This window comes from Pseudoalteromonas sp. TAE56 (genome assembly GCF_000497955.1).
GTDB lineage: Bacteria > Pseudomonadota > Gammaproteobacteria > Enterobacterales > Alteromonadaceae > Pseudoalteromonas.
In genome coordinates this window covers 21,001-40,446 of the sequence record NZ_AUTN01000128.1, presented here as the reverse complement: position 1 = coordinate 40,446, position 19,446 = coordinate 21,001, and the positions used below count along the sequence as shown (strand labels likewise).

At 36.1% G+C, this 19,446-nt stretch carries 11 protein-coding genes; 6 read left to right on the top strand and 5 right to left on the bottom strand.

The window, feature by feature from the left end; all coding sequences use genetic code 11:
• Nucleotides 1–76 precede the first annotated feature (76 nt).
• Nucleotides 77–1,810, bottom strand: coding sequence for a tetratricopeptide repeat-containing sulfotransferase family protein (locus L656_RS1000000122620; protein ID WP_024599780.1), 1,734 nt, complete (start codon nucleotides 1,808–1,810; stop codon nucleotides 77–79).
• Nucleotides 1,811–1,918: 108 nt separating this feature from the next.
• On the opposite strand from L656_RS1000000122620, the gene L656_RS0114785 reads away from it, so the two are divergent.
• The 3 genes from L656_RS0114785 to L656_RS0114775 all read left to right on the top strand — a co-directional run bounded on the left by L656_RS0114785 (nucleotide 1,919) and on the right by L656_RS0114775 (nucleotide 9,075).
• Complete coding sequence (locus L656_RS0114785) at nucleotides 1,919–4,258, top strand: DNA polymerase II (protein ID WP_024599779.1); 2,340 nt, start codon at nucleotides 1,919–1,921, stop codon at nucleotides 4,256–4,258.
• A 275-nt stretch (nucleotides 4,259–4,533) separates the two neighbouring features.
• Entirely contained in the window at nucleotides 4,534–7,398 is a 2,865-nt protein-coding gene (locus L656_RS0114780; RefSeq protein ID WP_024599778.1) for a TonB-dependent receptor domain-containing protein, read from the top strand.
• Between the two features lie 168 nt (nucleotides 7,399–7,566).
• On the top strand, nucleotides 7,567–9,075 hold the full coding sequence (locus L656_RS0114775; protein WP_446727583.1) for a tetratricopeptide repeat-containing sulfotransferase family protein: 1,509 nt from the start codon (nucleotides 7,567–7,569) through the stop codon (nucleotides 9,073–9,075).
• 46 nt (nucleotides 9,076–9,121) lie between these two features.
• On the opposite strand, the gene L656_RS1000000122615 is transcribed toward L656_RS0114775, so the two are convergent.
• The 3 genes from L656_RS1000000122615 to L656_RS0114760 all read right to left on the bottom strand — a co-directional run bounded on the left by L656_RS1000000122615 (nucleotide 9,122) and on the right by L656_RS0114760 (nucleotide 13,344).
• Nucleotides 9,122–10,315 carry a DUF547 domain-containing protein gene (locus L656_RS1000000122615; RefSeq protein WP_139016068.1) on the bottom strand — a complete coding sequence of 398 codons (1,194 nt, stop codon included), beginning with the start codon at nucleotides 10,313–10,315 and terminating at the stop codon, nucleotides 9,122–9,124.
• Between the two features lie 5 nt (nucleotides 10,316–10,320).
• Nucleotides 10,321–12,117 (bottom strand): 2OG-Fe(II) oxygenase family protein, encoded by a 1,797-nt coding sequence (locus L656_RS0114765; protein ID WP_024599775.1) that lies wholly within the window; start codon nucleotides 12,115–12,117, stop codon nucleotides 10,321–10,323.
• A gap of 63 nt (nucleotides 12,118–12,180) precedes the next feature.
• Nucleotides 12,181–13,344 carry a DUF547 domain-containing protein gene (locus L656_RS0114760; protein WP_158000893.1) on the bottom strand — a complete coding sequence of 388 codons (1,164 nt, stop codon included), beginning with the start codon at nucleotides 13,342–13,344 and terminating at the stop codon, nucleotides 12,181–12,183.
• 316 nt (nucleotides 13,345–13,660) lie between these two features.
• Here L656_RS0114760 and L656_RS0114755 point away from each other — a divergent pair, with 316 nt between their 5' ends.
• The 3 genes from L656_RS0114755 (at nucleotide 13,661) to L656_RS0114745 (ending at nucleotide 18,991) form a co-directional block, all read left to right on the top strand.
• Nucleotides 13,661–16,288, top strand: a complete 2,628-nt coding sequence (locus tag L656_RS0114755) for a TonB-dependent receptor plug domain-containing protein (RefSeq protein WP_024599773.1) — start codon at nucleotides 13,661–13,663, stop codon at nucleotides 16,286–16,288.
• Nucleotides 16,289–16,813: 525 nt separating this feature from the next.
• Nucleotides 16,814–17,116, top strand: coding sequence for an H-NS histone family protein (locus L656_RS0114750; RefSeq protein WP_007586043.1), 303 nt, complete (start codon nucleotides 16,814–16,816; stop codon nucleotides 17,114–17,116).
• 123 nt (nucleotides 17,117–17,239) lie between these two features.
• A complete protein-coding gene (locus L656_RS0114745) occupies nucleotides 17,240–18,991 on the top strand; it encodes a DEAD/DEAH box helicase (RefSeq protein WP_024599772.1) in 1,752 nt (583 codons plus the stop codon).
• 35 nt (nucleotides 18,992–19,026) lie between these two features.
• On the opposite strand, the gene L656_RS0114740 is transcribed toward L656_RS0114745, so the two are convergent.
• The gene (locus L656_RS0114740) at nucleotides 19,027–19,362 is read right to left on the bottom strand and encodes a ribonuclease E inhibitor RraB (protein ID WP_024599771.1); all 336 of its coding nucleotides are present in this window, start codon (nucleotides 19,360–19,362) and stop codon (nucleotides 19,027–19,029) included.
• Between the last annotated feature and the right edge of the window lie 84 nt (nucleotides 19,363–19,446).

The following is a 19,446-nucleotide window of genomic DNA, read 5'->3' as shown; positions in this document are numbered from 1 at the left end:
TTACCTAAAGTATGTATATAATTACAGTGCTATGGATTTTAGAGTTATAAGGGTGTAACTACAAGCAGCTTGTTTATTAATTTAGCCTATTAAGCAGTGGGGTAAGATGATTTGCATAGTTTTTCCAATCAGTCAGCGCTTCTTTGTAAATGGGTTTACGTACTTGTTCTGAACTGGGAGTTAAAACAGGGCGTTGATTATTATAAAACTCATAACACGCTTGCTCCACTACTAAATTGCAATGTTGAAATAAAGCATTAACCGTTTCGGTAAAGTTATTTACTAAGTTCTCATAATTAATCGTATATATTTCGTCTGGGTATACGGTATGCCAGTGCGTCATCAACTTGTAATATTCATTCATGTAGTGAGCTAAATCTTCTTGATCATAGCTATAACTATGACCTTGTGAAAATGAGTGCTTATAAAGGCTCCATGCTGTTGCTTTTTTGTCACGTTGTACATCGATTATTTTTGCATTAGGGAACAAAGTTTTGATAAGAGCAATATGCTGAAAGTTGACTGGTTGTTTATCAATAAAGTAAGGTTTGTTATTGCGCAAAGGTTCAATGAATTTCAAATAGCGCTTGGCTAATCCTGCCAAGTGTTCTTGAGTCAAACTACTTAGTTTATAAGGTACGTTGCTTTTTATTTGAAGGTTTTCTAACTCTACTGCAATAGAGTTGATTTCTGATAATTCATAGCTGGCGTCAACATGGCTATGCGATGCTAGTATTTGTTCAATAAGTGTAGAGCCACTTCTTGGCAGGCTTACAATAAATATTAGCTGGACTTCACTCTCGCTTAAAGGAAGTACTTCATTGGCAGCTTTTTTAGTTATGTAGTTTTTACAGCGTTCATTAAAGTCGTTAGTAATGTAAGGAGTAAGTGATTTTTGTAAATCGTTACTTATTTTTAGCTGTAAAAAGGCATCTTCGTATCGATTTTGCTGTTCGTATGCCTTAGCTAAAGCAAAGTGAAGTTGTGCTTTATTTAATTTATTTGAGTCTATTGTTATCTGCTGTTCTAAATTAGCTACATTTAGCTGAGTGAAAGTATATGTTTTTAAGTTTGCTAAGTTCCAATAGGCTTCACCTATATGAGGAGCTAGTTTTATTGCTTTGCAATAAAATGCAATCGCACTTTGATTATTTCCAACTATCTTTTCTATGTTCCCAAGTCTTAAATTGCAATATGCGGGGTGATAATTTTTATTTAGCAAAGATTGGTAATTTAGAAATGCATTTTTGAAGTCCATCATTTTTACATAGGCAGCAGCGAGTAAACTTTGGGATTTTGGTAGTAAAGTAACTAATGTCGTCGACCTATTATAAAAGGAGATTAGTTCTAAATATTGCTTTGTATTAAATAATGCTTCAATGTGCGCATCATAAGCGGCTGATTTTGTATTGTTTATATTTATATTATGAGAAGTAATAGCCAAATACGTTTTTAAGTCGCTTGCTTGAAAAGCTATTTTACTTAATAACACTAAAACACGGTATTCATTCGTAACAAGATTGAGCAACTCATGGGCAATGGTTTCTGCTGGCTTTAATTCTTTGTTTAATAGATGCTGATTCGCTTTATCTAAACGCTGGTTAAACCAAGCAATCATCTCATATTGCTTTGTGGCTTGTTGGTATTGCTCTTGCTCTTTTAGTTGTCGATGTATTTGGGCTAATATTTGCCAAGCTTGATGGTGTTCTGGTGCACTTTGAATTAGAGGTAATATTAACTTTTTAGCTTGTTGAAGCTTGTTTTGTTGAAGTAGATTATTAGCGAGTTGGATGATTTCAGAAGGGCTCATTGAATGCTCATATTATTTTTTCTTAAGACTAACTTAGAAAGAAATAAAATATAACCTGCTTTACATATTTTATTTTTGTTGTTTTTTATTACGAGGCTTATTTCATTAATGCACTTAGACTCGGGGTTTATTCTCTCTACAGAAACAGTCGATTCAACTTTGGGCGTAAGTTTTGTTATTTGGCTTTTAACTGAAAAAGGGCCATTAAAGACAATTAGCATAGCAGAGTCAGTTGTTTTTTTTATCAAGTTAACGGATAAAACGACGGCAGAAAAAGTGCTGCAGTGCGCAGGTGTTTCTGTTGACATTGTCCCAGTAGAATTAAAAAACTTCCAGCAAGGTAATGTGGCTGGTTGCTACTTTAAATCACTTAAGCACTACTACAATGCGTTAAAGGCTCTAAGCTTAGAAGCCATTGTGACATACGAAGATGACATACGACCTATAGATCGCTTTTTAATGGAGCGATTTATTAAAGGCTCTATATGGGTGAGAGGAGATATTACACATAAAGACGGGTATAGGTTGTTAACCAATTGCCAATTTAAAAATAACCCCGATGTAAGTCCTAAGTTTAAAACAGTTTCTTTAGACATAGAATGTAACGGAGAAGGGGTATTATTCTCGATAGGTTTGGTCGGTCATGGCATAGATTGTGTTTTAATGATTGGTAGTCCGATTAAATATAATGATGCAATTGAAGTAATATGGTGCATTGATGAAATCGATCTTTTACATAAATTACAGCATTTTATAGCCCAAACAGATCCAGATCTTATTATTGGTTGGAATGTTATTGAGTTTGATTTTTCTGTTCTTAACTCCAGAGCTGAAACTCTAGGTATAGAATTGCGTCTTGGGCGTAATAACGAAAAAATAAAATTACGAGTAGGTCATTATACTCGATTAACTATACCTGGAAGAGTTGTTATAGATGGGATAGACACGTTAAAAAATGCGACCTATCACTATGACAGCTTTAGCCTGTCAAATGTAGCAGCTAAGGAGCTTGGTGAGAAAAAATTCATCAGTTCAAGTGACCAGCTAGCAGAAATTGAACGCCAATTTAATGATGATAAGTTATCCCTTGCCAAATACAATAGACAAGATTGTGTACTTGTTCTACGTATTTTTAACAAATTAAATTTACTTGATTTTGCTGTTGTTAGGAGTCAATTGACGGGGCTTGAACTTCATAGAATGGGCGGTTCGGTAGCTTCATTTGTTAACCTTTATCTGCCCTTACTCCACCGAAGTGGTTATGTCGCACCCAATTTAGGAGAACATGGCTTAAGTTTTGATAGTCCAGGAGGTTATGTAATGTCTTCAAAACCTGGGCTTTATAAAAATGTAGTTGTACTCGACTTTAAAAGCCTATATCCATCAATTATGCGTACTTTTTGTATTGACCCTCTTGGTTTAATTGAAGGTTTGCTAAATCCAACAGATGCAATACCAGGATATAATAATGCACTTTTTTCAAGACATAAAAATCATTTACCAACTCTTATAAAAACTTTATCAGTAACAAGGCAAGAAGCAAAAGATAGCCAAAAACCTATGTTATCGCAGGCTATAAAAATTATTATGAACAGCTTATATGGAGTGCTTGGTTCTCGAGGATGTCGTTTTTACGATCCACGTCTTTCAAGTTCAATAACCTTACGTGGGCACGATATAATGCAAACTACAAAAAAGTGGATTGAGGAGTGCGGGCACAATGTAATTTATGGTGATACAGATTCAATATTTATTACTTTAGATGACAATTTAGACACACTTCAATGTTATGAAATTGGTAAACAATTAGCTATCAAGATCAATCAACAGTGGGTACAAGAAATAAATCAGACCCACAACTTAGAGAGCTTTTTGGAAATTGAATTTGAGACCTTATACAGCCCCTTTTTTATGCCTACAATTAGGGGGAAAACTATGGGCTCTAAAAAACGGTATGTAGGTAAGAAAATTAATAAAAATCACGACGAGCTTGTATTCAAAGGTGTTGAAGCAGTTCGAAGTGATTGGACTGAGTTCGCTCAGGAGTTTCAAGTTGAATTGTTTGAGGCTTTATTTAGTAGTGATTATAAAATAAGTCTGTTAGTGGAATTAGTTAATTCTTATTCTCGACGTTTACAAAACGGAGAATTTGACGATAAATTAATCTACAGAAAAAGATTAGGGCAAAATTTAACTGAATATCAAAAGAATATACCACCTCATGTCCAAGCTGTTAAAAAATATAAAGCCTCAAACCCAAACTTTGAGGTGAAACGAGGGCAAATTATAGAATATGTGTACACTTTTGATGGACCTGAACTCAGTAATACAAATAAAAAACTGAATTATTCTTTGTATATAAAAAAACAGTTAGACCCAATAGCCGAAATGATTTTTAGTGCAATGCAAGTGACTCTATCAGAGAACTCCCAAACCTCTCTCTTTTAAGTGATTATAAGCTAAAAGTTAACCCTCCTGAATTTAAACACCCTTCCGTAGTTTTATTTAATGCACTAATGGTGCTGTTAAACAACTATAATGTAAATGTTGTGATTTTAAATTGTAATAATTTTAACTGTGGATACATTGTTAATTAACATTAAGTTAATTATATGTTGACCATGTTGTGCTGCTGGTATTATCATAACGTATGATTACTATTTGTTAACAAGTAGTGATCGTAAAAAAATATAAAAAATATAAAAGTATTCTGGGAGAATCAAATGTTAAATAATAAAGTTTCTAAGGCTGTTCGCTTGGCGATAGCTTTTGGTACAGCTTCAACAGCTGCGTTTTCAGCAAGTTCTTTTGCTGCTGAAGAAGAAAAAGTTGATAAAGTTGAACGAATTGAAGTTACTGGTTCACGTATCAAACGTACAGATATGGAAACAGCTAGCCCAGTACAAGTAACAACTGCAGAAGAAATTGCTGTTGCAGGTTTTACTCGTGTTGAAGACATGATGAATAGTTTACCGCAACTAGAAGCGTCTAACACTTCTTTCCAATCAAATGGCGCTTCGGGCACTGCAACGCTTGATTTACGTGGTATGGGCGCTCAGCGTACTCTTGTTCTTGTAAACGGTCGTCGTATGCAAGCTGGTGGTATATACACACAATCAGCTGATATTAACCAAATTCCTGCTGCGCTAATTAAACGCGTAGATGTAATGACTGGTGGTGGTTCATCTACTTACGGTGCAGACGCTGTTGCTGGTGTTGTAAACTTTGTAATGAACGATCAGTTTGAAGGTTTTGAAGTTAATGTAGGTACAACTGCTTACCAACATAATAACGATAATGAATACATGCAAGGCCTAATGGATGATGCTGGCTTTGACTATGAAGAAGGTAATACTGGTCTTGATGGTGCGTCATTTGATTTTGCTGCGACTTTAGGTGGTGCATTCGATAGCGGTAAGGGCCATGCAGTAGCTTACTTTACTTACAACAGACAAAACGAATTACGCCAAGGTGCTCGTGATTACTCATCTTGTGCTCTAAATGCAGCTGGCACAGCTTGTGGCGGTTCAGGTAATGCTGTTAACCCTAACTTCTATATCTCAGCTCCTAATGCTGACGGTGTTGTAGATTTTGGCGAAGGCCAATACGAATACTGGACTCTAGGTCAAGATAGCAGCTTTATTCCTTCAGTTGGTAATACATATAACTATGCGCCAATTAACCACTTTATGCGTCCTGATGAACGTCATACATTAGGTATGTTCGCTAACTACGAAATCAATGATAGCTTCCGTCCGTTTATGGAAGCAATGTTTATGCGTAACCGCACTACAGCGCAAATTGCTGAGTCTGGTACGTTCTTTAATGATAATTACTCGATTGATTTTGATAGCCCATTACTAAATGATACACAACGTGCACAACTAACTGAGCGCTTTGGTTTGACTTCTGGCGATCAGTTTGCAACTTATATTGGTAAGCGTAACGTTGAAGGTGGTGCTCGTGCAGACAGCCTTGAACATAACTCTTTCCGTTTAGTATTAGGTAGTAAAGGCGAAATTAACGACCTTTGGTCTTACGAAGCATTTGCTCAATACGGTTCAACTTCATCTTCTTCAGCATATGAAAATGACTTCTTTGGTCCGCGTATAATCACAGCTTTATCAGCAAATGGTGAAGATTGTAGCGCGACTTCTGGTTGTATCCCATATGATGTTTTTCAGTTTGATGGTGTAACTGAAGAAGCTGCACAGTCACTTACTGGTACGGCAATTTTGAACGGTGTTACTGAGCAATTGATTGTAAGTGGTTTTGTTACTGGCGAATTCGATTTCTCACTTCCATCTTCAGAGTACCCAGTTGCTGCAGTATTTGGTGCAGAGTATCGTGAAGAAACATTCAGTAGAACAGCTGATGAAGTATACGCACAAGGTCTATTACTTGGCCAAGGTGGTACTACTAAGAGTTTAAATGGTGGTTATCAAGTACGTGAAGTGTTTGGTGAGCTTAGCCTACCAATCGTTGAAGATTTACCGTTAGTTGAAAGTTTACTTGTTGAATTAGGCTACCGTTGGTCAGACTATAGCACTTCAGGTGCTGAGCCGACTTATAAAGTGGCAATGAACTGGGATGTAACTAGCGATTGGAAAATTCGTTCAAGCTACAACCGTGCAGTTCGTGCAGCAAACAATGGTGAGTTATTTGCTCAACAAAGCACTGGTTTATGGGCAGGTACAGATCCATGTGCTGGTACACCAACTTTATCAGCAGCTGAGTGTGCAAATACAGGTGTTTCTGCAAGCCAGTACGGCAATGTAGGTAAGAGCCCTGCGGATCAATATAATGCTCTGTTTGGTGGTAACCCAGATTTATCTCCAGAAATCGCTGATACTATTACTTTAGGTGTTGTTGGTAACCCATTTGAAAACTTCAACTTCTCAATCGATTACTGGGATATTGAACTTGAAGACGCGATTGGTAATATTGACCCAGAAATTCTAGTTACACAATGTGGTAAAAGCGGCGCGGCTGTATTTTGTGATAACGTAGACCGTACACCTGGTAGTGGTAGCCTTTGGATAGGTTCTGGCCAAGTTGTTGCTACAAATACTAACTTAGGTAATATCCATTACGAAGGTATCGATTTAAGCGCAAACTACGATATGGAAATTGCTGAAGGTACATTAAAAACTAGTATCATTGGTACCTACATGTTAACTAAGGAATTTGATAATATTCCTGGTGTAAGTGAAGTATATGACTGTGTTGACTCATTAGATAACGGTTGTTTCCCTCAACCAGAATGGCGTCATGTTGTATCAGCTAGCTACGATACTGGCAGCTGGTGGAGAGCTACTGCTAAATGGCGTTTCTTCAGCGGTGTAAACGATTACACTGGTGCTGATACATTAGTACAAGACGACGGTATTAGCTCACAAAGCTATATTGACCTTAAAGGTACATTTACTATTAATGATTACACGTCTTTATTAGTAGGTGTTAACAACGTTATGGATAAAGAAGCACCTCTAGTTGGTGGTTCATTATCAACAAACGCAAATGCTATTGCTGGTTACTACGATTCGTTAGGTCGTTACTTCCATGCGAGCCTTTCATTAAAATTCTAATTTGAATTAATTAATGTATTATTAAGCGAGCTTAGGCTCGCTTTTTTTATGGGGAAAAAATGAAATCGGCAAAAGAAAGTTTACTGTTGGCAATACAGCAATTGAATAGTGGAAATATTGTGGCAGGNGGTTAATGAGCAAGCTCTAGCCGTATTGTTTAAAGTCGCTATGAATGAAGGCGATTTACTAAAAAGTAAGGAAGTTTGTAAAAGGCTCATTTCATTAGCCCCCAAAAAATTCGATTATGTAAATACTCTTTGTCAGTTATATGCCGCCAGTAATGAATTCTCTTTAGCAATAGACTTGCTTAAAAAATACACTGAAATAGTACCAGATAGCGCAATGTCGTATTTTCAATTAGGTGAGATGGCAAAAAAAAATGGCGAAGGCAGTCTTGCAAATACATCTTTCTTAGCAGCTATCGAGCTTGGTTACCACGACATATATACCGCTTATGTGGAGTTAGCATCCGTCTACTCTGAGCTTTTAATTGATTATGAGACTGCGACTAATTATTTACAGCAGGCAATTACGATTGAACCAAATAAAATTAATGCCTATTTTAATCTTGCTAATATATATGAGCAGCTTGGTGATAAGCAAAACTGTTTAAAGAGCTTTAATCAGGTATTAAAGATAAATCCTTTAGATGGTCTGGCGCATGCGAGAATTGCTGATATACAAACATTTGATAAGAGTGAAGCGTTAAAGTACGAACTAAAAAGCCTATCTATTTTAGAAGCTACAGAAGATGATGTGTTAAAAGCTGATATGTATTATGCGCTTGGGAAAGCTTTTGACGATAGCAAAGATTATGAAAAATCATGGTCTTATTATACTAAAGCTAATAGTTTTAACCGAAAATATATCCCGCAATACAACAGAGTTGATATTGAACATCAAGTAAATAACACATTAGCAAGAGAGCTTAGTAACGTAAAAAGTAAGACTGGCGATATTGTTCCAATTATTATCTGTGGCATGTTTAGGTCGGGCTCAACCTTAATAGAACAAATAGTTTGCGCTTCTGAAGTGATTAGCAATGGAGGAGAAATTGACTTCTTACATAAGCAGTTATTTAATTTAATTGATAAGCCTGAGAAATTATCAAGCAGGGTTAACTCACCATTATTTCAGCAAGGTTATGAGAAAGAATTAAAGTTAAGAGCAGGAAATAGTAGTCTGGTTACTGATAAACGGCCCGAGAATTACTTATACGTTGATGTAATTAAAGCTATGTACCCTGAAGCTAAGATTATCTGGACACAGCGGGATATTAGAGATAACAGTTTATCAGCTTACTTTCAACATTTAGGCCCAAGTTTGAATTATGCGACAGCACTGAATGATACAGTGCACTACCATAAAGCGCAGCAGCGTGTTAAAGCACATTGGCTAAAAAAGTATCCTAATGATATTTTTACAGTCAATTATGATGAACTTGTTTCACAGCCCGAGGGGGTATTATTGCCTCTGTTCGAATTTTTAGGTGTAAAATATCAAGGTGAAAGTGGTTTATTTCATCAACAAAAAAATATTGTAAGTACTGCTAGTGTTTGGCAGGTGAGAAAGCCTCTTTATACATCTTCATCGGGAAGATATAAAAATTTCAGTAGATATATTAAAGAAAGCTTATCTATTTCTGATTTTGAAGAGTTTAATAATGTATTAGATTAATCACTGAGAGTATTCAGCACTCAATAGACCGCTGAATACAATTTAATTATTTAGTGGGTAAGTCTTTTATTTTAACACTACTACTATTGATTTTTTTCTTGAGACGAAGCTTATTAATTTTGTCTAATACTGCAGGTGAAAAGCGAGATTGAGAGCTAACTTTAGAGGATAACATATCGCTTAGGAAGCTAAGGTTCATAGCGCCTGCACCAGGCACGTTACTATTGGCTGCTACAGCATTTAGTAAGGCCGCTTTGTTGGTGGCATTACCCTCACCAAATGAGCGCTCAGTGCCGTATATGTCGGTTACATTCCAGTCCTCAATAGCTAGAATTAATTCTTCCGAATCTTCTACTTGCGAGTCAATAGAAGAATCGGAATAGTTTAAAATATGCTTCAATAGATCGTTTTCAAAGTCAGGAAATAAAATTTTTGCTTGATCATAAAAAATAGAAACATTTAGACGATTTCTTTTAACTTGAACGCCACGGTTGGAGTTTACAAACTCTTCAGCATTACCTGAAAGTTGTTTATATACCTTATCAGCTGTGTAAGCTTCGTTACGTAAATTCGGACTTCCGATTATCCCTTGATAGAAGCCATACATTACTATTTTCTTATTCCCAAATTTCTTAAAAACGATATCATGTTGAATATTATTAAGTGACAAGGTATGGCCTGAAACATTTATAAATTTATCGTTTAGTATTGAGTTTTCACCTTCGAGTAATTTTTTTGCATTTCGAACTGGGTAATGTTCAATTAACTTTTCAATAATGGCTGTATTATATAAGTTTAGCCAATAAGCTAATTGCTCATCTAAGGTTAATGCGTTTAAAGGGACTTCTTCAGGTACTTTTTCTAGGCTTTGGCGAATTACTTTAAAACCTAGCTTAATATCCGATTTTACAACTTCTTCGAAATAAAAGCGATTAGCCTCTAAAGCCGTATCTCTGTCTCTATTAGATCGTAACCTTGTGCCATTACCTACTATTGGTTTTAGAATAGTCCTATCAGATAAACCCATGTCAATAACGGTTAACTCTAGGAGTTGGTCTAGGTCTTCATAAGATATGCTTATATCCCTATTTAAGCCAAAATCTGAAAACTCTTCGGGTAAAGAGAATTCTTCAGCTTTCACTGGAATAAAAACAATAGCGATTATAAGTAGCAAGCATTTTATCATGATCAATCCTTTGTTTTTGTTTATTTTTATAGCACTAGTTTGAATTTTAATCAACTAGATTAACCAATTGGCATAATATCGCTAGGTATTGTTAAGCGAGGTCTATCGCTTTTAAGCTCATTTGTGCCATGCCAAATATAGCTAGGAAAAATGATAATTTGTCCACTTTCAGGGCATATCTCGCGATCTATTGATTCTCTTTTTCCTAGATCAAGACATGTTTCTCCTAACTTTAACCAGCCATTTTTAAGTGGATCATTTTTACTCATTTCATCAGGTATAGAAATATAGCTGGGTGCTGACAACCAACCGTGAGGATGAATATGATTGGCATGATATCCTCCATTTTCTAGTTTTACTGACCAGCTGCCTTTGGCAGTAAAGTTTAGACTATTTCTTGCCGTTAATGGGTGCATACTATCTGCTGGTAAATTATTTAAGTAAGTAGATATACATGACTCCATTGACTGCTTAAATAATGAGAGTAACGTATTTGAGCGATAGAGTAAGTGTCCTTCAGTTTGACTTCCTCTTCTAACACTTTGATCAAGCGGGTCTTGTTCTTTAGTGTGTAAAGTAAGTAAGAGTTCCTTGAGATCCTTCCCAAAAGAGTCAAACGACTTGTAGCCTTTAGGCGTAGGTAGAGCCATTGTTTTAACAAACATATCGTAATTAGTTAACCAATGATATTTATCGTCTTTAGCTAAGCGCCAAGCTGTGGATAAATAAGCCCAGATTTCTTGATTAAAAGGGTTGTGTTTAGCTGCAGTATTTAAGTGCAGTATTGCTTTTTTATATTCAAAATTTTCAATACAGTAGTTTGCCAAATCTACACTATATCTTGCTGACTGGGGAGCCTGTGATACAAGCTCATCTAATATAGTGAATGCTTTATCACTTTGCCCATGCTTACCTAAAATGATGCCATGAGCATGTTTTATGTCTAAGTTATCAGGGAAGAGCCTAATTGCTTGTGAAGATACATCAAGGGCTTGATTAAAATTTTTAAAATGTAAAAGCTGAGCTAGTTGTGATTGAACTAGTTGTGGGTTTTTAGCATGATTTAAGAATGTACTAGTGTAGGAGCTCATAAGGGCTGATTTGTTTGCACGATCCCAGTATAATTTATTTAAACATTCATGCGCAGGTATATAGTTAGGAGCCTGTTCAAGACATCGTTTTAAATACTGCTCACAGAGCTCAAATTTTAGTAAATCATAGTAAGTACAGCCAATCAAAAAGTTAACCTCGGGGCTATACTTGTTCTGCTTATCGCTTAGCATTAAAAATATATCTAAAGCATTGTCGAATTTACCCATATTGCGAAAATTACAAGCACGTTTATATTTAAATAAAAATTGATTTTTTAAATCGGCAGGTAAAGACAGGTAATAGCTTTCAACTAATTCTAAGTCACCCAAACGTTCTAGTAATTCAAGCTTTAACCAGTGATACCTCTCTTTTAAGGTTTCATCAGATACGGTTTTAGAAAGTTCCTTTTTTGCTTGTAACAGCTGGTTGGTTTTGATCAAGCTTTCTATAAAATTCAGAGATACCTTTTCGCTTTGTGCCAAATACCTTGTGTTTTTTAAAAAGTTTAAACATAACGAATGTTTAGTAGTTCTGCATAGCAAGTTTGTATAGTTTTCAATTAGAGGGAGGGATGAAGGAAACTTATTTACTGCGTAAGAATATGTTTGTTCGGCATTTTCATTTTGGTTAAGTGCGCTATATGTAGCGGCAAGTAAAATATACCAATCAACAGTTTTAATATCACATTTGTTCAAAAAAAGAATAGCTTGGTTATATTGGCGTGAATTATAAGCAGTGAGCGCAGAGTTAAGAAAGTTAGACATAAAACACCCTATTTTTCGTACCATGTTAACAGGGTGTTTTTTAAAGTTAAATAATAAAATTTATTAAAGGTCTTTTATTTTTACAGAGCCACTATTATCAGTTTCTTTTAGCTTGAGAGCTCTAATTTTTTCGAGCATTTCTGGAGAAAAACGGCCAAAGTCCATCGTTTTCTCCGAAATAGAATTAGATAAAAAGCTTATGTTAACAGCACCTAATCCTGAACCTGCGCCATCAGCTCCTATTGGTTTTGATGAGTTATTTGCAACAGCATTGAGCATGGCGGCAGGATTTGTTGACGCTGCGCCACCAAACTTTCGCTCTGTGCCATAAATATCAGTGATTCTCCAATCTTCAATACCTATTTTAAAGCTTTTAGCATATTTTATATCAGAGCTCATTGGCGGGTTAGCATAGTCTTTTAGGTGTTCTCGTAAATCTTTCTCGAAGTTTTCGAATAATGGTTTAACTTGCTCATAGTACTTAGAGGCATAAAGGCGATTTTTTCGCTTGATACTAGTTCCTCTGTTTGAATTGACGAATTCCTCAGCGTTTTCAACTAACTGATGATAAACCTTGTTTCCTTTATATGCTTCGGCACGAATGTTAGGACTTCCTATATTTCCTTGATAAAACCCATACATAACTATTGGTTTTTTTATACCAAACTTTTTAAAAACAATATTTTGTTGTATATCGTTTAAAGAAAGTTTGTGGCCAGCAACATTTAAAAACTCATCCTCTAAAATTGAATTGCTGCCAAAGAGTAAATCTTCTGTATCGCGAATAGGATAGTGTGTGATTAGTTTTTCTAACATAGCCGTATTGTAAAGGTTTAACCAATAAGCAAGTTGCTCATCAAGGCTGAGTTCGTTAAGTGAGATTTCATTTGGAAGACTTTCTAGGCTAACTCTAATCTTATAAAAACCATCTTTAATCTCTGATTTTGTTACTTCTTCAAAAAAGAAACGATTTGCCTCTAATGCTGTGTCGTTATTTTTATGCGATTTCATTCTTGTGCCGATAGAGGCCTGAGAATTTAGTTTGGAACGATCTGATGCTCCAGTATCAATTACAGTAAAACTTAGAAGAGTGTCTAGGTCATCGTAAGAGACAGTAATGTCTCTGTTTAAACTAAAATCTGAAAATTCTTCCGGAAGTTCTTTTAAGTCAGCGAAAGCTGAACAAGAGACAAGAAGTATAAAAATAAATGCGGAGTAGGTTTTCATAGCAATTCCTTTGTTTGTTAGGAACACCATAATCTACAAATGTTAATTCACTTTCAAGGTTTGTTTACATTTAATTTCATTTTATTAGCATGAACCCAAAAGGTGGAATATTGCACTTTGGTTAATGGTGAATATATGGCAATGTGTTGATTTTTTGTTTCTTTAAGTTGTTGTAAATTAATGTGTTTATTTCGTTGTCAGAGTGTTGACCTTTTGGTTAGGTTGGGACTACTATTCAAACCGAAATAGGTACTGTGATGAATTGCAGACCGTTTTGAAAACAAAATAATTAAAAAAATATTCTAGGGATAATCCAATGTTAAATAATAAAATCTCAAAGGCAGTTCGCTTAGCTATCGCTTTTAGTGCGGTATCAACCGCTACTTTTTCTGCAAGCTCTATTGCAGCAGAAAAAGAAAAAGTTGAGCGTATAGAAGTAACTGGGTCTCGCATTAAACAAGTTGATATGGAAACATCATCACCAGTAACTGTTATTACCGCTGCAGATCTACAATTATCAGGTGAAGCATCAGTTGCTGATGTTTTAAATAATACTTCTGTAAATAGCTTTGGTTCATGGCGTGGTATGTCTGGCTACGGTAACGGCGCAGCAGCAACAAGTAATATTAACATGCGTGGCCTTGGGGCTGAGTACACATTAGTGCTACTTGACGGTCGCCGTATGCCTGGTACAAGTTCGTCTTCAGGCGCCGCCGCAGATACTTCTCGTATTCCAATGGCAATAGTAGAAAGAATTGAGATTCTTCGTGAAGGTGCTTCTGCTGTATATGGCTCAGATGCTGTTGCAGGTGTTATTAACATTATTACAAAAAAAGACTTTAACGGTTTAAGTTTTTCATATGATACTGAACTACCTAGTGCTGAAGGTGGTGATACAAATCGTTTTAACGTAAGTACAGGTTACTCTGGTGAGAAGGGTAATATTACACTAACTTATGAATATTATGATGCTGAATCAGTATACGATAGAGATATTTGGAAATTAAATGATGAGACTTATGCTGATTATTCGTCATTTAGCTCAGTTCCAAATGGTAATGGTGCTAGTGGTTGGGTTACAAGCCCTACTATGTGTGCAGAATCAAATAACACGGTTGATGGAGGCACTCGCTGTTTATATAACTATGGTGCAGTAACTAAATTATTTGGTGATACTACTCAGAACTCAATGCTTTCAAATTTCAATTATGAATTCACTGATAACTTAAAATTCCGCGGACGCGCAAGTGCATCACTTTCTGAAACTGATTCTCGCTATGCAGGTACACCTGTATCTACAAATCAACCAACTATGTTGGCTGATAATCCTTTAAACCCTGTAGGCGAAGATTTAACTCTATACATGCGCTCAGCTAACATTGGTGAGCGAGATACTCGTACTGAAATTAATAGTATTGATTTCTTAGGTGGTTTAGTCGGTTTTGTAGATGTTGCAAATGGTATTGACTGGGAATTTAATGTACAACACAGCCGTTCTACAACTAACTCATTCAATACAAATCTTATAAATGATGATGTTGTTCAGAAATTAATTGATAGCGGCGAATATGATATCTTTAATACATCAGGAATGAGCTTTGCTAACTGGGATAGCAGCATGAAAGACTTGTATGGCCAAGCCGCTCACACAGGTGTGTATCAAGCTCGTTTTACAAGTACTCAATTTGATACAGTAGCATCTACATTATTGTTTGATAATGGTGATGTTTCGATTGCTGGCGTAGTCGGTGCTGAATTTGAGCAAGTAGAATTTGAACAAATGAGTGACCCTCAATCGGCTTCAGGTCGAGTGTCAGGTGGTTCAGGTGGTGATGATGTTAATGCAGAGCGTGACAGAACTTCTGTATATTCAGAGCTACAAGTAAACCTACCATACAATGTTGATATTAAAGCAGCTGTTCGATATGACAAATACGAGCAAGAAGGTGACGTTGGTTCACAATTTGTATCAGGAACATTCGATAATGTTGCCCCTCAAATTGGTGTTGCATGGCGTCCTTCTGATGCGCTATTAGTTCGAGCTAGCTGGGGTGAATCGTTCCGTGCACCTAACATGGGCGAAATGTTCTCTAGTCAGGCGCTAAGCTTCGAAAAAGCTTACGATACAATTTGGTGTGATACGCAAGGCAATGCAGGTTCTGATGCTATTTACTGTAACCCAAATGCTTCACAGCAACATAAAACTTGGTTTGGTGGTAATCCAGATCTTGAGCCAGAAGAAGGTGAATCATTTACAACAGGTTTTGTTTGGAATGTAACAGATGACTTATCTGTAGAGCTTTCTTACTATAATATCAAGCTAGAAAATAGAATCGCAGCAGTAAGTGTTGAGCGCCTATTAAAAGACGAGCAAGACAATGGCTCTAACCCTGCAGTAGTTCGCGATCCAAATACAGGTCGTATTGATGTAATGTACAGCTTTGACCAAAATATGGCGAGTTTAGAAACATCAGGTTTTGATTTTAAAACAGCTTACATGTTTGAGTCTAGCATTGGTAACTTTGCTCTTAAAGGTGAGTTAAGTTATGTAAGTGACTTTGAAGAAGTAACAGAAGAGGGTGCTGACGCATTCGATTACGCTGGTCTGCAAGAGTACCCAGAGCTTCGTGGTAATGTTACCTTTGATTGGACAAATGATGCATTTGGTGCAGCATGGACTACATACTACATAGGCGACCAAGACTCAGGCAATGAGGAGTATGGTGTAACATACTTAGCTGATATTCCAAGCTATATTAAACACAATATCCAAGTATCATATAACCATGAATGGAATGGTAAGTTTGTACTAGGTGTGAACAATGTGTTTGATAAAGAAGCGCCTCAGCTAAACGATGGCACTAGAGGTTATCGCGATGCTTCAACATCATTATATGATGTTTTAGGCCGAGCTGTATTTTTAAAAGTTGAACAAAACTTCTAAAAATCGTTTATAGATTATGTTTCGTCTTTAATACGCTGACGACTATAATAAAAGGTCAGTTGCTTATGCTTCTGACCTTTTTGCATTTGGTTTGCTATTTAAAATTTAAATTATAGTTTGTATGTGCTTACTGGCCCACTTCATTTTTAAGCTTGTTACTTTGTGATTTCCGATTATATTCACCTGACACTAAGAATAAATAATGTGATTTTTTAATTGAGTCGAAGTAATGATATTTGCAAATTACATATAAGTTCTTAGCTGCTTTATTGTACTAAAAGCTGACATTTATTATTCAACGGATTAGTAGTGTTTTTATCGACTATATATCTTATAAAATGAAGTTCCCTTATACATCGGCAATTTATATTAAATTACTCCTAATTTAATAACGTAAGACTAATAGCGTATATTTAATAGAGGGGTTATTTAGTTTATATCTTGTAATAGTCATTCCTGAAAAATACCCTTATACTAAAAAAGAATAATTAAATAATTCCAATCACACAATTTAGCGAGATATAAATGAAAGAAGTCCGATCTTTTATTAAAACAGCATCATTAACGGATCTTGAAAAAGCTCAACAGCTTATCAATGATGCAATTTCAAAATATACCCAGCAGCAAAAAGCGAAACAGGAAGTTTTGGATCTTTTAAAAGAAAAAGGACTTACGCTAGAAGATTTGCAAGATGGAGCATCTGACAAGCGTACTAAAGTTAAGCCTAAGTACCGTATGGAACTTAATGGTGAGACTATTGAATGGACAGGCCGTGGCCGTCGTCCTAAAGCGTTTGAAGGTGTTGAGCTTGAGAAATTTTTAGCCTAAAGCTAAATATAAGAGAAGCTTCGGCTTCTCTTTTTTGTTTACCCTCAATAAAATATAATTAAAGTTTAAAACTCCCAGCTATTATTTGCTAAAATCTCCTTACTCAAACCTATTTGTTTTCCCATGAGCTATAAACTAAGACCTTACCAGCAAGAAGCCGTAGAACGCACCGTTTTACACTTTAGAAAGAGTAATGATCCTGCCGTTATTGTGCTACCAACTGGTGCAGGTAAAAGCCTTGTTATTGCTGAACTTGCCCGTATTGCTAAGCAAAAAATATTAGTACTTGCTCATGTAAAAGAGTTGGTAGAGCAAAATTCGCAAAAATATAAAAGTTTTGGTTTAGAGGCGAGTATATTTTCAGCAGGTTTAAAAGAAAAGTCATTAAACCATCAAGTAACGTTTGCTAGTGTGCAATCACTTTCTCGTAATTTAAATAAATTAAATGAGCATTATTCGTTACTTATTATTGATGAATGCCACAGGGTAAATGGGGATAAAAAAAGTCAGTACGGTAAAGTAATAAACAGTTTAAAAGAATATAACCCTCAGTTAAAAGTATTGGGTTTAACAGCAACACCTTATCGGCTAGGAACGGGGTGGATATACCATCATCATTATCATGGCTTTGTTAAAGGTACTCAAGAAAGTCCGTTTAAAAGTTGTATTTTTGAATTGCCGCTCAGGTATATGATCAAACATAATTATTTAACGCCGCCAAACGAAGTTGATGCAGCGATAAGTCATTATGATTTTTCGTCTTTAGATAGTAATGCATTTGGGCAATACACGACTAATGATATGAATGCGCTTTTAAAAAACAGTGAGCGCGCTACGAAAGCTATATTACAGCAAGTTATTCAATACAGTGAAGAGCGTGAAGGTGTTATGGTTTTTGCAGCCACGGTAATGCATGCTCAGGAAATATTAAGCTACTTGCCAGCTCATCAAAGCGCACTTATAACAGGTGATACGCCAAACAATGAGCGCGATAAAATCATTACGCAATTTAAAGCTAAGCAATTAAAGTATCTAGTTAATATATCGGTACTAACGACCGGCTTTGATGCGCCACACGTCGATTTTATAGCTATTTTAAGACCTACAGAATCAGTTAGTTTATATCAACAAATTGTGGGGCGAGGTCTCAGGTTATCTGAATCAAAAACAGATTGCTTAGTAATCGATTATGCCGGCAATGGTTTTAATTTATTTCACCCAGAAGTAGGCGATAAAAAAAGCGATAGTGATAATGAACCTGTGCAGGTACTTTGTCCTGGCTGTGGTTTTGCAAATATATTTTGGGGTAAAACTGATTCTGCAGGAAAAGTAATAGAGCACTTTGGCAGGCGATGTAAAGGGCTGTTAGAAGATGATGATGGGCATAAAGAGCAGTGCGATTATCGTTTTAGGTTTAAAGAGTGTGAGCAGTGCGGTGCCCAAAATGATATTGCTGCACGTAAATGCCACGATTGCGGCGCGGTAATGGCCGATCCTGATGATAAGTTACGTAATGCCTTAAACCTAAAAGACGCGCTTGTACTTCGTTGTAGTGGTTTATCAGTAACTCAAATTAAAGATGAGCTCTTTAAAATAACGTATTTTGATGAAGATGGCACAAGTTGCGATGAGGTATATAACCTGGCAAATAAAGGCGGGCAATTTATATTTAATAAGCAATTTGGTCAACGCGTGGGGCTTGGGCAAACACCGATAGACTTTAAAACTGCAGAGCAAGTAGTAAAAGCACAATTTGAATTAGTACCACCGGATTTTGTGATTGCACGAAAAAGTAAAAAGTATGGTTGGAAAGTGGCAGACAAGTTATTTGACTATAAAGGGAATTTTAGAAAAGCAAATCAGTTAAGCCGATAAGCTTAACTGATCGAGTACATTAGATTAAAAGGCAATCAAGCCTCGTCATCATCCATCAATCCCCAACCGTCACCGTATCCATTAAAGCTGTTAGCAATGCTTTCAATGTATTGCTCGGCTTGTCCAAGAAGGGTGTGCTCTGGCACCATTTGTACTTGAGTGATTACTTCCCAAACGCCAGTGTCTTTACATTTTCCAAGCTCAGTGTTTTGAACTAATGCATCAGAGACTATTTCTTTAGCAAATTTTTCAGCATCGGCTTCTTGTTCAAATAAGATAAAAAAATCGACTTGGTGCATTTTATTTAAATCAATGCCAGCAGCAGCTATTTCGGCTAAAAGTTGGCCGTTATCATCATCAGGGAATTGCATTAAAAACTCATTTAAAATTAATTTTGTATTCGTAGGCACTATTGTAACTAAAATATTGTCCTAACGCGTACTAATTTTCATTAT

Coding starts and splice junctions, on each gene's coding strand:
- L656_RS1000000122620 (WP_024599780.1), bottom strand. CDS start 1,810: ATGAGCCCTTCTGAAATCATCCAACTCGCTAATAATCTACTTCAACAA.
- L656_RS0114785 (WP_024599779.1), top strand. CDS start 1,919: ATGCACTTAGACTCGGGGTTTATTCTCTCTACAGAAACAGTCGATTCA.
- L656_RS0114780 (WP_024599778.1), top strand. CDS start 4,534: ATGTTAAATAATAAAGTTTCTAAGGCTGTTCGCTTGGCGATAGCTTTT.
- L656_RS0114775 (WP_446727583.1), top strand. CDS start 7,567: ATGAATGAAGGCGATTTACTAAAAAGTAAGGAAGTTTGTAAAAGGCTC.
- L656_RS0114765 (WP_024599775.1), bottom strand. CDS start 12,117: ATGTCTAACTTTCTTAACTCTGCGCTCACTGCTTATAATTCACGCCAA.
- L656_RS0114760 (WP_158000893.1), bottom strand. CDS start 13,344: ATGAAAACCTACTCCGCATTTATTTTTATACTTCTTGTCTCTTGTTCA.
- L656_RS0114755 (WP_024599773.1), top strand. CDS start 13,661: ATGTTAAATAATAAAATCTCAAAGGCAGTTCGCTTAGCTATCGCTTTT.
- L656_RS0114750 (WP_007586043.1), top strand. CDS start 16,814: ATGAAAGAAGTCCGATCTTTTATTAAAACAGCATCATTAACGGATCTT.
- L656_RS0114745 (WP_024599772.1), top strand. CDS start 17,240: ATGAGCTATAAACTAAGACCTTACCAGCAAGAAGCCGTAGAACGCACC.
- L656_RS0114740 (WP_024599771.1), bottom strand. CDS start 19,362: ATGCAATTCCCTGATGATGATAACGGCCAACTTTTAGCCGAAATAGCT.